We start from the raw sequence: 13,326 nt of genomic DNA, 5'->3' as shown, positions 1-13,326 counted from the left end.
CTGTGTATCACCGACAAGAAGGATAAGGATGAGGCGGCCTCTGATCCGGAAGCTCGAGAAGTTCACGCGGCTCTCGCAGGCCGACAAGGACATGCTGCTCAGAATAGCGGCGCAACGGGTTCGACGTTTCGCCGCGCGCGAGGATATTATCCACGAGGGCGAGAAGCCCGAATTCATCAATCTGATCAGCGAGGGCTGGGCCTGCCGCTACAAGACCCTCGAAGACGGCCGCAGGCAGATCATCGCATTTTTCCTGCCTGGGGACCTGTGCGATCTGAATGTCTTCGTCCTGAAGGAAATGGACCACTCTATCGGCGCCATCACGCCGGTCGTGGTGTCGGAAATCTCGCGCACGGCCTTCGACGAAATGATGATCGGGCATCCGCGCATCACGCAGGCACTGTGGTGGGAATCGCTCGTCGCAGCGGCGATACAGCGCGAGTGGACGGTCAATCTCGGGCAGCGCGATGCACTGGAGCGCATGGCGCATCTATTATGCGAGCTGTTCATCCGGCTGGAGGCCGCCGGCTGCACGAGCAACAGCAGTTGCGAGTTCCCGCTGACGCAGACGGAACTGGGCGAGACGCTGGGCATGTCGACGGTTCATGTGAATCGCACACTGCAGGAGCTGCGCGCCTCGAACCTCATCGTGCTGAAGGACAGGACGCTGACCATTCCCAACCTTCAAGCATTGCAGGACGTCGCCCTGTTCAATCCCAATTATCTGCATTTCGATCGCGAAGGCAGGCATCTCGATGCCAATGAAGAGTGATGTCAAAGGGTGTGCCCAAAGAGCCGCTTGAACGCAGCCTGGCCGAGGTCCAGGCGGCCCTGCACGAGCATGCGAGTGCCGAAGCCGGGCTGCGCGCGAGCGAGGAGAACCTGCAGGATTTCGGAGAGGCCGCCTCGGACGTGCTTTGGATCCGCAACGCCGAGACGCTGCAGTGTGAATATCTGAGCCCGGCTTTCGACGCCATTTACGGCATGAGCCGTGAAAAGGCCCTGGCCGGCGACAACTTCGCCAGCTGGATCGACCTTGTCCTGCCTGAAGACCGCGAGCATGTGCTGGCCCAGATCGAGCGCATTCGCGACGGCGAAAGCGTCACCTTCGAATACCGTATATGCCGGCCGGCCGACAATGAGATACGCTGGCTGCGCAACGCCGATTTTCCGATGCGCGATGAAGCGGGAAAGGTCGCCCAGATCGGGGGCATCGGTTACGACATCACGCATCAGAAGGAATGCGAGGAACAACACCGGGCCCGCTTCGCCGAATTGCAGCATCACGTGCGCAACACGCTGGCCGTCATCCGCTCGATCGTGCGGCGCACGATGGAGAGAAGCGAATCCCTGGACGAAGCCGCGGCCCATCTGGAAGGCCGCATCAACGCCTTCGCCCGGGTCCAGGCGGCCATCACACGCCGCCCGTCGATCGGTATCAGTCTGGCATTGATCGTGGCGGAAGAATTGCGTGCTGCGGGCGGCCGGGAAGGCGAGAACCTGACGATCGACGGTCCGCCCGTGACGCTTGCGCCCAAGGCCGCCGAGACAATAGGGCTGGCCATCCACGAGTTAGCGACCAACGCCTTGAAATACGGAGCACTGTCTAGCCGCGCGGGCCGCATCGACATCCAATGGCGGCTGGAAGAGGACCTGCTCCATTTCAAATGGATGGAGAGCGGATCCCACGATTTCAAACCCGTCGAGCGGCGCGGCTTCGGCTTGGAGGTTCTGGAGGGCACCTTGCCGTACGAGCTCGGAGCGACAGTGGACTTGCGGCTCGCGCCGAGCGGGCTCAATTTCACGGCTGCCATTCCGCTCGAGGCCATAGGCGGCCAGTAGCACGACCACGGCTGTCGGAGACATGGTTGCCGCCCTCTTCCAGACTAGGCGCGATGACCCGTCAGCTGCTTCTCAAAAAGCGAGCCTCGTCCTCGTCCCTTTGCCGGCCGCCAAGCACTCCCGCAACGGCCGCGATGAAGGCGCCGATCACCAGCGACAAAGCGCCAACCAGAGCAGTGGTGGCGCTTGCCTTGCGGGCCTTGTCGGCGGCCGCCTTGGCTTTGTTCTTGGCATCCTCGACGCTAGCCAGGACCTCGTCCACCCGCTTCTGCGCATCGGCCTGTGGAAGGCCCGTCCGCGATGCCACCAGGCGGGCGAGATATGCCTTGTCATTCGCGCTCATTTCGCCGTTCGCAGCGCTGATTGCCAGTATGCGTGTTGCCTGCCCAGCGGCATCGGCATTGTTCTGAGGCGTGCCGGCCGGTGGTGTTGCAGCGGCTGCGTTATCGGCCGGCCGGAACAACGCGTCGACGAAATATCCAGCCAAATCATTGGCGGATGGCGACTGCGCCGACGAGGCCTGCGAAGCTGCACCGGCTGCGGCGCCGCTCAACAAGCCGGTCGTCGCCTGGGCGCCAGTGCCGACAATTCCCGAGATCGCCGTACCAAGGACGGTGGCCACCAGCAAGGTGGCAAGCGCCCAGGCCAGGAATCCGTGCGCAGTATCGCGGAAATACACCTCATCGGTATGAACGTTGACCCACTTGGTGCGAAGCCGTCCGGCAACATAGCCGCCAAGCGCGGATGACAGCCATTGCACTATGATCAGCCAGACCGCGGTCGACACGGCGAAAGTCGTCAGCGAAGCGCCGCCCCAGGGCGACATCATCGTCAGACCAAGCCCGGAACCGACGAGCATGAGGACGAGCGTCAGAGTGGCCGCGGCGAAAGCGCCCGCCACGATGGGTCCCCAATTGACGGCAGACGAAGATGTTTCGACCGCGGCTTCGTCGACCGCGGAAAAGGCATTGGTCATTGTCCGCTCCTACCGCGCGAAAAGCATCAAAAGGATAATGATCGGAATCGGAACGCCGAGCAGCCAGAGTAAAATACCTCGTCCCATTTCTTCCTCCTGCAAGTAATCTTCAGTGCTTGTAGGTAATTCCCGGATTCGGCTTTCGTTCCACCCGCGAGCAGAGCGCTGAGGCAAAGGCCGGTTTCGCCTCGACTCCGAGCGCTTGATTGAAGCAAAGGCCCGTCTCCGTTGTGAAAAAGGGCCGATCCTAATCGACGAATTCACCGGCTCCTCTCTTGCCCGCTGACCGGGCTTCGCCATGGTCGATCGATCAGAAACCCGCCCGGCCAGAGCTGGCGGATTCCCTTTTGGCCTTTTGAAACGCCACAAGTCTGTCGCGGAACAAAGGCCGGGAATAGCGGTTCGGGCCCGATCAAACAGCAAGGAGCCTTCAGCCATGAGCTTGCGTATGTTGCTCGTTCCATCGACGGCCATCGCGTTGATGCTTGCCTTTCCGGCCTTCGCGGCCGACGACGCGCAGACCTTCGTCGACAAGGCTGCCATCGGCGGGATGTTCGAAGTGGATTCCAGCAAGATCGCGCAAGACAATGCGAGGGATCAGCAGATCAAGGATTTCGCCAAGCGGATGATCACCGACCACGGCGCGGCGAACGCCAAACTGCAGAAGATCGCCGCCGAGCAGAAATTGCAGGTACCGACGCGATCCGATGCGGAGCATAAGAGCGATCTGGAACGGTTGCAGAGCACGACAGCCTCGCTGGATCAGCCTTACGTGGAGATGCAGCGCAAGGCACATGCGGACGCGGTCGGCCTGTTCGAGGCCTACGCCAAGGATGGAGACAATCCCGCGCTCAAATCTTTCGCGGCGGAAACCCTGCCGACACTGAAAATGCATCAGGACATGATCGAGAAGATCGCCCGCGCCAGCGCGAGCATGCCGGCGGTCAAATCGGCATCGACACCCAAACCACCCGCTCCGGTTCCCGGCGCAAACAGCTTCACCGAGGCGCAGGCGAAGAAGCGCATCCAGGATGCCGGCTATGCGGACGTGTCAGCGCTCGCCAAGGACGAGCAGGGCATCTGGCGTGGCCAGGCGACGAAGGACGGCAAGGGCACCTCCGTTGCACTCGACTATCAGGGCAACGTCTTCGCCGGCCAATAATAGACAGGAGAACCGACATGCAAACGATCACCGCGCTGTTCGACGACTATGACGACGCCGCTGACGCGGTAGGCGAGCTGGAATCCATCGGCGTCCCGTCATCCGACATCAGCATCATGGCCAACAATGCCCGCGGCTGGTATCGAAACACGCAATCGCCAGCCGCCGAGGATGCCGCCAGCGGCGCCGGTATCGGCGCGGTCGTGGGCGGCGCCGGAGGCTTGGCAACAGGCCTGGGCGCCATGGCAATACCGGGCGTCGGGCCGGTCGTCGCGGCCGGCTGGCTGGCGTCGACAGCCGCGGGCGCGGTCGCCGGAGCGATTGTGGGCGGCGCGGCCGGCGGCATTATCGGCAGCCTGACCGATGCCGGCGTGCCGGAGGAAGACGCGCATGTCTATGCCGAAGGCGTCCGCCGCGGCGGCACGCTGGTGACAGCTCGCGTCGAGGACGACCTCGCTTCGGAAGCCCGGGAAGTCCTTCACAGCTCCGCGTCGGTCAACGTCGCCGACCGCCGCAGCGAATATGAAGCGGGCGGGTGGGCAGCCTTCGATCCGGCTGCCGGCAGTTATTCGGCTGAGGATGTCGAGCGGGAAGCGGCGCGCCGAAGGACGACCTAACCTCGCCGTCGGCGGCCACAACAGACGCAAAGCCAGCCAGGAGTTCGACATGAGACGGGTGCTTCTGCCACTGATATTGGCTGCGGTGGTCCTGGTGCTCTGTTATTGGGCCTTCGTCTATGTCGGCACAGGCTGGCAAACAGCGCCCGTCAAACGGACGCCCGAGCAAAACCAGGGCGGGAACGCGCCGCAGGATACCTCGCCGGCCGCCGGCATCACGAAGAATCCACAGGATGCCAGCAAGATGCCGGGGGTTCAGTGACAGTTCGAGCGCGATATCCGTTCTTTCCTGGAGGCCTACTCGCGCGCGATGAATTTGTTGAAGCGGCTGATGGCACCCTCCGCGGTCATGTCCTGGTGGACGAACGCCAAATTGTCGTCGTCCAGCACTTTGAAGAAGTCTTCCCATTCGATCGGCCTCAGATCTTCGTCGCCTGCGCCGAAATCGACCCGCAGGATCGCGCCCTTCCCCGGCCCGGCGACGACGGCAGGCCTGCCCTCGCGCGCCTCGATCCAAGCTCGGATCACTTCGTGATTTGAGGTCGTCATAGCCTCGCTCATTGCGGCCTCCTGGTTGACAGTTCCCGCTATCTCAGAGGAACCCGAAGATATCCCGCTTGTTCCCCTTGCGTCCGGTTCGGGAGCCACGCGGCGATCCAGACGAAGAAGGCCCGCTGCCTGCATGCGGCAACGGGCCATGGGCCTGATGGGACCCTGGATCGCTAGAGGGAGGGCGATCGGCTTTCGAACCGGCAGGCGACAGAAATGTTCCGGAGAAAGTTTCACGTTTCGAGCGCGTCGGGTAATGGGAAAACTTTCTTCGGCATTTTCGGTGTCGCCTCGCGCCCGCTGAAATGATGTTGCCGAACGCCAATCGGGATGAATGTTTCAGCCGGCGGAGCGGGCATGCCCTGGCTTGGCTATCTTGGACCTTCATCCGATTCTTCCCCTGCCCCGGTCGCTTGGGAACTGTCCGATTTTAGCCGCGAGAACGCACGAACCGGCGCTTGCCTCGGTGCCGGGGCGCGAGATTTTCGGCGCCACCATCGCGGCAGAAACTCGGCAATCAGGCTTTGAATTATGCCTTTCATCCGATCGCCTCATGGAAGGTTTGGAGACGAACAACTCCCGGCCATGATTGTTCCGCATCGTTGCGATCGGAACGTCCCGGTCGACAATCAATTCGGGCGGGCTTTGCGCGTCCGCAACGCTATCGCGGCGTCGAGCTTGCGCGCCAGTGCCAACATTCGAGACGGTGCATTCTCGCCTCTCAGCGCCTCCAACGCGACGCTCGTCTCGCGCTCCGGCGTCGTGATCTTGGAGGGTTCCTCCTCCGATCCGAGGACTTCACGAAGCTTGCGTGTCACGGCCGTTCCCCTAACATGGGTTAATGCCTTCCCCACTAACCCACTGACGGGAAAAAGGTTCCTGTCTCGCCAGTCTGCTGGACCGACGAACTTCCTCGGGACAGCTGTCCCGAATATCGAAGTCGGCGCAGCCTATTGCCTGCCGAAGCTTGTCAGGAAGCTCTCCAGCGCCTCTCGGGTCTGCTCAGGCGCCTCGCGGGTCGGAAAGTGGCCGACGCCCGGCAGAAGCTCACGTTCGTAGCTTGCCGAGAAATACTCCTCCTTGCCTTCGGACGAACCCGGCAGAACGACGCGGTCGTCATCGCCATGAAGGACCAGTGTCGGCACCGAGATGACCTCCGCCTCAACCTGCTTGCGCGCGAGTTCAGCGTAGCGCGGATCGGGCTCCGCCTCTCCCCAGCGCACGCGATAGGAATGCAGCGTCACATCCGGCCAGTCCGGATTTTTGAAGGACCTCGCCACACGTTCAAACAGCGCGTCGTCAAACCAGCCTGGCGGGCTCCAGCTGCCCCACTGGAATCGCGCGAAGGAGTGGCCGTGCTGTCGCACGAACTGCTCGCCGCGCTCGGTCGCCATGAACCACTGGTACCAGAAGGCCCTCGCCTGCTCCAAAGACGGCGTCGGAAGCGAGCCGGGCTGCCATCCCAGCGAAAGCGCCGCGCAGCATCTTATCCTCTGCGGAAACACGGAGGCGAGCAGGTAGGCGATGCGCGCGCCCCAGTCGTGGCCGACAACCGCGAACCGTTCGAGGCCGATGGCATCGGCAAAGTCGAGCGCGTCCTGCGCCATGGCGGCGATCTCGCCTGAGCGCATCGTTTCGACGGAGTGGAACACGGTTCCTCCAAACCCGCGCAGCCATGGCGCGAAGGTGCGAAAGCCCGCGGCATGAAGAAATGGCGACACGTCCGCAAAAGTGGTCGCATCGTCCGGCCAGCCATGAAGGAGCAGCACAGGCGCTCCGTCCTCGGATCCGCCGCTCACATAGGCGACCCGCAGCAGCGGCGTGTCGCAGAAAACAGGCTCTTCCACAGATCCTCCTCAGGGCAGCACATTGCAGTGGCTGCCCAACCCCTTGCAATCAGGTTTGTTCCTTGTGACCGCCGGCCCGGCCCGATCCGACGAGGGAACCAACCGTGGTCTTGCCGGTTCGGAAGCCAACAGCGGAGCCTCGCCATGCCCAACGCAGCCGAAATCCTCGTCGACACCCTGATTGCCTGGAACGTCGAAGTCGTGTTCGGCCTGCCCGGCGACGGCATCAATGGCGTCATGGAGGCGCTGCGCAAAAACCGGGACAGGATATCCTTCGTCCAGGTGCGGCATGAGGAATCGGCCGCTTTCATGGCTTGCGCCTACGCCAAATGGACAGGCAAGCTCGGCGTATGCCTCGCAACGTCGGGGCCCGGCGGTACTCACCTTCTCACCGGCCTCTACGACGCCAAGCTCGACCAGGCGCCGGTGCTGGCAATTACCGGCATGCAGTTCCATGACCTGATCGAGACATTCACCCAACAGGATGTCGATCTCACCCGCGTCTTCAACGACGTCAGCGTCTACAACGTCCAGGTCTCGGACGCGGCGCATATGGAGAACGTGGCCAGCCTCGCCTGCCGCACCGCGCTCGCCCGCAGGGGCGTCGCCCATCTTTCAATCGCCAGCGATATCCAGGAACAGCCCGCCAACGCGGCCAAGCGATCCAAGCGCAACCGGCCGGCGCACACGCCGCAGGGCATGTTCGCTCCTTATTGCGTCGCGCAAGACGGGGAGTTGGACAAGGCCGCGGCCACTCTCAACGACGCAGCGCGCGTGGCGATCCTCGCGGGACGCGGAGCGATCGGCGCGGCAGCCGAGCTTGAAGAATCGGCGCGGCTGTTGCAGGCGCCGGTCGTCAAGGCGCTGCTGGGCAAGGCGGTGCTGCCGGACGACCATCCTTACACCACTGGCGGCATTGGCATTCTGGGCACCTTGCCATCGCAGGAGGCGATGGAAACATGCGACGCCGTCCTCATTGTCGGCTCGACCTTTCCCTACATCGAGTACTACCCGCGGCCGGGCAAGGCGCGTGGCGTCCAGATCGATTGCGATGCGCAGCGCATCGGCCTGCGCTTTCCGGTCGAAGCCGGTCTGGTCGGCGATGCGGCGGAGACCTTGCGCGCCCTCAACAAGCGGCTGAAGCAGAAAGCCGACGGCGAGTTCCTGGCGACGGCGCAAGGCTCGATGCGCAAATGGCGCGAGATGATGCGCCAGTCCGAAGACGCCTTGTCTCATCCTCTCAAGCCGCAACGCGTCGCGCGTGCCTTCGGCGAACGTCTTGCGGAGAATGCGATTCTGGCCACCGATTCCGGCCAGAACACGGAGCTTGCCGCCCGTCATGTCGATCTCCGCGCGGGGCAAGCCTTTGGCGTTTCCGGTGCGCTTGCCTCCATGTCCTGCGGCCTCAGCTATGCGATCGCCGCCGGCATAGCCTTTCCCGGCCGCCCTCTCGCGGCGATCGTCGGCGATGGCGGGCTCGCCATGCAACTGGGCGAGTTTTCGACGGCCGTGCGCTATGGCATTCCGCTGAAACTCCTGGTCATCAAGAACAACATGCTGAACCAGATCGCCTGGGAGCAGATGATGTTCCTCGGCAATCCCCAATTCGGCTGCGAGCTGCAGCCGATCGATTTTGCCAAGGCCGCCGAGGCGATGGGTGGAAAAGGGTTCAGCATCGAGCGGGCGGAGGAGGTCGAGCGCGTGCTCGACCAGGCTTTCGCCGCCAGCGGGCCGGTGATCATAGAAGCGCTCGTCGACGCCTATGAGCCGATGATGCCGCCGAAAATGCCGCCCGATTACGCCAAGAACTTCCGCAAGGCGCTGCCTCGAACTCCGGGCCGCGACCAGATCGAGGAAAACGTCGCACAGGAGCCAGCCAAGACGATGATGGAGGCCGGCGAATAGGCGGGAATTCTGACACTCGACCTTTCCCGCCAGCGCCGTCGAATGGTCGATGTTCATCTCGGCGGCGGCGGCACCCATGAGCGGGGATCCTGGCGGCGATGCGGAGGGAAACCTGCGCCCGAAATCCAAAAAATCCGAGCGACGCTGATATGGAACGATCCCGGGATCGGCACCTCTAAGGGCACTATCAAGGAGCCATGGCGGGACACGGTCGAAGGCGATGTGAAACGACTCCAACATCGCGGCCGGGATCGACCCGAGGCAGAAAATTCGAACAACAAATAAGCCTAGTTGTTCTATGACGCGCATTCGATATGGCAGCATTGTTGGTTTCAGGTGTAGTCGACAAGAAGTTAATGGATAGCACCTGCCACTCTGGAACATCGACAGGGATTTCTTGTTTGAGACATATCGCAATCGGGCGATCAAACAGGAGACTTCCCCATGATTAGACTTCTCTCGGCTTCGGCTGTCGCAATTGTCCTGGCTACATCCGCAATGGCCCAATCCAGTGGCTCTGGAACCAGTGGCAACGGGTCTGGAACAGGCACCACGACCGGAACCAACGGCATGAACAACAACGGCAATGGCGGCACGGTCGATCCAAACGCCACAAACAGCACGACCACAAACCCGTCCGGCGGCATGGGCGACCGGTGCAAGGACGCGGCTGGCAACGATATCGACAACAATACCGCTAGCGGCAACACCACATCCAACATGCAGAATTGCAACAAGTAGGCGTTTCGCGCCTTTAGCTTTCGCACACCGAGAAGGTCCGCCTGTGTCGAGGACGGGCCTCCTTGGTCACGATTTTGGATCTAACCGCTCCGCCTCACATCCCGCGGTCCGGAACATAAAGGCAGAAGGAGTGCTGAGAACTGGTGTCGCCCCCGGGCTTGCACTCGTGAAAATATTCGTCGCGTGATCGCTTGATGCGGTGGTCGCTGTAGGGGATCAGCTCGCCGGTCGAGAGTTGGTAGCCGTATTTCGTCTCTTTCACGTCCGAAGGTGGAGCCTGATAGCAATCCACTCCGGCGCAGCAGGAAGGATCGTACTGCCAGCCCGCCGGCGCCTGGTGCGCCGATGCCGGGGCACAAAGAGAACCTGCCAAGAGGCTTGCCGGCAAAACCAGCCAAGCCTTCGTTCGGCGCTGAACAGGCGGGCGACATGTCAACGCGCCCGCTCGTTTCCGGAAATGTATGCTCGGGGCTTTTCTGTTCATCGTCGGTCCGCCGTTTTACAGCAACCGGATGGTCTCGGAGCCTGGCTACTCGCCGCCTCGATGCCGGAACCGGCGGAGACGATTGCTACCGAACTTAGAATTCAAAGCTATGTTCCAGGGGGCGCGCCGCCGTTCATTCCTTTACATACGCGCCGGGCTGACGGCCGCTCCTGGGCGCCTTGGCGTCCTTGGAATGCTCCGCGACAGCGGGACCGGCCCCTGAGCTCTTTTCCGTCGCCGTGCTTGGCGTCGGCTGTCGCGGCGGATTGCGGCCCTCAGATTGACGGGTCTTGTCCTCGACCTCGCCCTGCTTGCGGCTGAGGCCCGGATCGACATGGGGCCTTTCATTGCCGGCGGCGTCCTGGGAAAATTCATCGCTCGGATCCGGATCGGTATTGGCGGGATATTTCGTGGCGCCGGTCTCGCGACGGTTCTGACTGTTCTTCATGACTCTGTCTCCGGTTGGATGAAAGATAACACCGGCGCGAGAGCGGCGTTCCCAACTGCTGGGCAGTCCGTTTCAAGTCCGGTGGAACAAACCTCCAGGCATCCGATTAGGCGCACACAATGCAGTTCAGCCGTGCGAGAGGAGCCAGGCATGGACAGGGAAGAACGCATCAGGCAACGCGCCCATGAGATCTGGGAGCGTGAGGGCCGCCCTCGGGGCCGCCAGCAGGAACACTGGGATCAAGCCGTCCAGGAGATCGAGTCGGAAGGTTCGGAAGTCGAGCGCGGTCCGGTGGCGCCCGATCCAGCGGTTGGCGCCGGCTCTGATCCGGCCGCCAACCGGCCAGGCGGCTGAAGCACGGCGGCCCGGAGATGCGTCGTATCCTAATTGCGCTCGGCATTCTGGTGATCGTTCTGGTCGCCGTTTGGGTCTGGGCTGACCAAAACGGCGGGCGCCCGAGCGGCGGCGCCCAGCAGCCCTCGCCGCACGCTATCGACCAGAACGGCTGACAGGACAGCCAGCCTCAGCGCGTCGCCGTGTCGCCGGGCTCATGCCGCCTCACCTTGTCAGGCACCAGCCGGCCTGAGTTGGCGCGCAGGCCTCTGAAGAACTCCTCCACATAGGGCAGCAGCTCGAACAGCACGATGACGATCATCACGGCGGCAATGTATATCACCGGCAGTTGCTGTTCTTTCCAGGTCAAATCGAAGCGAGCCTTTTCCGTTCCGGCGCCGAACAGCGCCAGGAATTGGCCCCAATGCAGCGCCACCACGATGACCAGCCCCATCAGCGGAATCATTTCCAGAAAGCTGTGCACGTGCTGCTCGACGGGGCTCACCGTGCGAGCCGTGGTCGCATAGCGCACGTCCCATATCGCCGTCGCTTCGTGAATGAAGAAGGTGACGATCATCACGGCGATGACCAGGGCGTTCACCTCCAGGAACATTGCCGCAAGCAGCGGGATTCCAACCTCGGCGAACATCAGCAAGTGAATGAGCGATTCCTTCGCACCGGTCGTCGATTCGATGTGGGTGGCGCGATGGCATAGCCAGTCGGCAAAGCCCGCAACCAGCCAGACCGGCAGGATGAAGTACATCAGGATGAGGACCATGGGATCGGCCAGCACGCCGCAGCTCCCTACCTGCCGCCGTTCTTCGCGTCGCGCCTGAACTTTGCAGCCTCGCGATCGAGCACGTTCGGCTTGTTGCCGTATTTCAGGATCAGCGCCAGCGCCAACCCGCTTGGAATTCTCGTTCTTTCCGCAAGGTCACGGATACGGTCGGTATTTTGGCGCTCGCTGTCTTCCCTGGAAGCTTCGCCCTGCGGCGTCATGGGTCATCGTTCCCGGCCGACTCCCGCCTGGTGTCGAACCGCCGGCCGGCGGAATGGTTCCATAGCTGTCAGATCCAGCGCGGCGAACCGTCGGAACGGTTCACCTATCGCCGCGTTCTACCATCTGGCTTTCCTGCGGCCTCATGAATACACGCGTCGGTTGCGACGCGACATGCCCCGTGACTGAGATCTCACCAACGTCAAAACATGAATTTCAGAATATGAACTAAGGAGCTTCGTGTGCGAAACCTCAGGGGACTTCACCTCTTGATCGCGGAGGACGAGTGGCTGCTGGCCAGCGATCTGGCGACCTTCTTCGCTGGGATGGGCGCTATCATCCTCGGACCGGCAGCGACAGTGGAGCAGGCCGGGCGACATGCAAAAGCGGCGGACGCAGCGATTCTGGATGTCAACCTGCATGGTCGCCTCGTCTTCCCGGTCGCGGACGAATTGATGCAGCGCAACGTGCCCTTCGTCTTCTTCAGCGGTTATGACGAGATCGCCATCCCCGAGCGTTTGCGTTTCGCGAGCAGCCTGAGCAAGTCGTCGAACGGCGCCGTCGTGGTCGATGCGCTGTTCCCGCCGGAACCCTTTGCGGAGCCGGTGACCGTCGCGCAGCCGGCGCCCGCGGCGGAGGACGTCGTTGCGCTGCTCCCCAAGCTCCGGCTCACCGCGCGTCTGCTGCTGGACGATGCCGGCGCTTCCGACCGCCTTGTCGAGCACACTTTGGAACAGGCGCTTGAAGATATCGACAAAAGGCCCGCCGGGTCATCGATCGCCGACTGGCTGAACACCATCATGCGCAAGATAGCGCGGCTGCGCGGAGCTTGTCTGCTGCACTAATCGGAGGCAGCCGAGCCGCCGGCGACCTGCGCTCGCCTGGCGACCAGCATCCTCAATGCGTCAGGCGGCTTCTGAGCCAGGCAATGATCCGGTTGCCTTTTACGATCCGACGGACCCGCGCGGCAGCCCAGCTGGCCTGCATCGTCGCGCCGGTATGGCAGCTGCACACGACATCATGCAATTGCCAATCGGACAATTCGAAAAAGCGCTTGGCCTCGCCGTAGGTGTCTGACCGCAAACCGGCCGCGCGCAGCAACGGATCATCGAAAGCAACCGCGAGCGGCGATCCGTCCGCCCGCACCTTTTCGCGAACCTCGGGATCGACATATTCAGTGCCCGTCAGCGCGGAGAGACACCGAAGCGGATTGCGGTCCAGCAGTTCCGCCCACCGCTCGATCCGCTGCGTTCTCGTGGCAAGGGGGATCAATCCAAGCCGGTCGACGACCGCCACCGATTGAAGTTCATATGAGGTTTGATGCTTCATTGCTGTCTCCTGTGGTTTTGGCGGCGACATCTGTACAGCGGCGCGGCAGGCCTGCCGGGCCTGAAGCCCGCGCTTGCAAGGGACAGGCGCAGACCG

Annotated in this window: 18 protein-coding genes; 10 read left to right on the top strand and 8 right to left on the bottom strand. The window is 62.5% G+C overall.

Annotated elements, in window-relative coordinates; translation table 11 throughout:
* Window positions 1–28 precede the first annotated feature (28 nt).
* Both LB515_RS07350 and LB515_RS07345 read left to right on the top strand, forming a co-directional pair.
* Window positions 29–772 carry a Crp/Fnr family transcriptional regulator gene (locus LB515_RS07350; RefSeq protein WP_224707280.1) on the top strand — a complete coding sequence of 248 codons (744 nt, stop codon included), beginning with the start codon at window positions 29–31 and terminating at the stop codon, window positions 770–772.
* Window positions 772–1,842 carry a sensor histidine kinase gene (locus tag LB515_RS07345; protein ID WP_224707278.1) on the top strand — a complete coding sequence of 357 codons (1,071 nt, stop codon included), beginning with the start codon at window positions 772–774 and terminating at the stop codon, window positions 1,840–1,842. The genes LB515_RS07350 and LB515_RS07345 overlap by 1 nt, the downstream gene beginning before the upstream one ends.
* A 61-nt stretch (window positions 1,843–1,903) precedes the next feature.
* Here the strand turns inward: LB515_RS07345 and LB515_RS07340 are convergent, their stop codons facing one another.
* Window positions 1,904–2,818 carry a hypothetical protein gene (locus LB515_RS07340; protein ID WP_224707276.1) on the bottom strand — a complete coding sequence of 305 codons (915 nt, stop codon included), beginning with the start codon at window positions 2,816–2,818 and terminating at the stop codon, window positions 1,904–1,906.
* 436 nt (window positions 2,819–3,254) lie between these two features.
* Here LB515_RS07340 and LB515_RS07335 point away from each other — a divergent pair, with 436 nt between their 5' ends.
* Genes LB515_RS07335 through LB515_RS07325 form a run of 3 tightly spaced genes read left to right on the top strand, consistent with a single transcriptional unit; the run spans window position 3,255 to window position 4,859 of the window.
* On the top strand, window positions 3,255–3,980 hold the full coding sequence (locus LB515_RS07335; RefSeq protein ID WP_224707275.1) for a DUF4142 domain-containing protein: 726 nt from the start codon (window positions 3,255–3,257) through the stop codon (window positions 3,978–3,980).
* A gap of 17 nt (window positions 3,981–3,997) precedes the next feature.
* On the top strand, window positions 3,998–4,597 hold the full coding sequence (locus tag LB515_RS07330; protein ID WP_224544273.1) for a hypothetical protein: 600 nt from the start codon (window positions 3,998–4,000) through the stop codon (window positions 4,595–4,597).
* A gap of 49 nt (window positions 4,598–4,646) precedes the next feature.
* A complete protein-coding gene (locus tag LB515_RS07325) occupies window positions 4,647–4,859 on the top strand; it encodes a hypothetical protein (protein ID WP_140696544.1) in 213 nt (70 codons plus the stop codon).
* Between the two features lie 35 nt (window positions 4,860–4,894).
* Here LB515_RS07325 and LB515_RS07320 read toward each other — a convergent pair whose 3' ends face one another.
* The 3 genes from LB515_RS07320 to LB515_RS07310 form a co-directional block, all read right to left on the bottom strand.
* Window positions 4,895–5,158, bottom strand: coding sequence for a hypothetical protein (locus LB515_RS07320; RefSeq protein WP_224544272.1), 264 nt, complete (start codon window positions 5,156–5,158; stop codon window positions 4,895–4,897).
* Window positions 5,159–5,775: 617 nt separating this feature from the next.
* Window positions 5,776–5,964, bottom strand: coding sequence for a hypothetical protein (locus tag LB515_RS07315; protein ID WP_224629461.1), 189 nt, complete (start codon window positions 5,962–5,964; stop codon window positions 5,776–5,778).
* A 132-nt stretch (window positions 5,965–6,096) separates the two neighbouring features.
* Entirely contained in the window at window positions 6,097–6,993 is an 897-nt protein-coding gene (locus tag LB515_RS07310; protein WP_224707273.1) for an alpha/beta fold hydrolase, read from the bottom strand.
* A 144-nt stretch (window positions 6,994–7,137) separates the two neighbouring features.
* Here LB515_RS07310 and LB515_RS07305 point away from each other — a divergent pair, with 144 nt between their 5' ends.
* Entirely contained in the window at window positions 7,138–8,898 is a 1,761-nt protein-coding gene (locus LB515_RS07305) for a thiamine pyrophosphate-dependent enzyme (protein ID WP_224707271.1), read from the top strand.
* A gap of 570 nt (window positions 8,899–9,468) precedes the next feature.
* Entirely contained in the window at window positions 9,469–9,639 is a 171-nt protein-coding gene (locus LB515_RS07300; protein ID WP_224551591.1) for a hypothetical protein, read from the top strand.
* 617 nt (window positions 9,640–10,256) lie between these two features.
* Here LB515_RS07300 and LB515_RS07295 read toward each other — a convergent pair.
* Window positions 10,257–10,571, bottom strand: coding sequence for a hypothetical protein (locus LB515_RS07295; protein WP_224601096.1), 315 nt, complete (start codon window positions 10,569–10,571; stop codon window positions 10,257–10,259).
* A gap of 150 nt (window positions 10,572–10,721) precedes the next feature.
* On the opposite strand from LB515_RS07295, the gene LB515_RS07290 reads away from it, so the two are divergent.
* Entirely contained in the window at window positions 10,722–10,925 is a 204-nt protein-coding gene (locus tag LB515_RS07290) for a DUF2934 domain-containing protein (RefSeq protein ID WP_224707270.1), read from the top strand.
* Window positions 10,926–10,942: 17 nt separating this feature from the next.
* Complete coding sequence (locus LB515_RS07285) at window positions 10,943–11,080, top strand: hypothetical protein (protein ID WP_181174857.1); 138 nt, start codon at window positions 10,943–10,945, stop codon at window positions 11,078–11,080.
* 14 nt (window positions 11,081–11,094) lie between these two features.
* On the opposite strand, the gene LB515_RS07280 is transcribed toward LB515_RS07285, so the two are convergent.
* Window positions 11,095–11,697, bottom strand: coding sequence for a diguanylate cyclase (locus LB515_RS07280; RefSeq protein ID WP_224707269.1), 603 nt, complete (start codon window positions 11,695–11,697; stop codon window positions 11,095–11,097).
* A gap of 11 nt (window positions 11,698–11,708) precedes the next feature.
* Window positions 11,709–11,903 carry a hypothetical protein gene (locus LB515_RS07275; protein ID WP_224707267.1) on the bottom strand — a complete coding sequence of 65 codons (195 nt, stop codon included), beginning with the start codon at window positions 11,901–11,903 and terminating at the stop codon, window positions 11,709–11,711.
* A 267-nt stretch (window positions 11,904–12,170) separates the two neighbouring features.
* On the opposite strand from LB515_RS07275, the gene LB515_RS07270 reads away from it, so the two are divergent.
* Window positions 12,171–12,746 carry a response regulator gene (locus tag LB515_RS07270; protein WP_224707266.1) on the top strand — a complete coding sequence of 192 codons (576 nt, stop codon included), beginning with the start codon at window positions 12,171–12,173 and terminating at the stop codon, window positions 12,744–12,746.
* 52 nt (window positions 12,747–12,798) lie between these two features.
* On the opposite strand, the gene LB515_RS07265 is transcribed toward LB515_RS07270, so the two are convergent.
* A complete protein-coding gene (locus LB515_RS07265) occupies window positions 12,799–13,230 on the bottom strand; it encodes a hypothetical protein (protein WP_224707265.1) in 432 nt (143 codons plus the stop codon).
* Between the last annotated feature and the right edge of the window lie 96 nt (window positions 13,231–13,326).

Origin of the sequence: Mesorhizobium sp. CA15 (genome assembly GCF_020165215.1) — a bacterium.
Classification (GTDB): Bacteria; Pseudomonadota; Alphaproteobacteria; order Rhizobiales; family Rhizobiaceae; genus Mesorhizobium.
The sequence above is the reverse complement of the archived record's forward strand: the minus strand, read 5'-3'. Positions and strand labels throughout refer to the sequence as shown.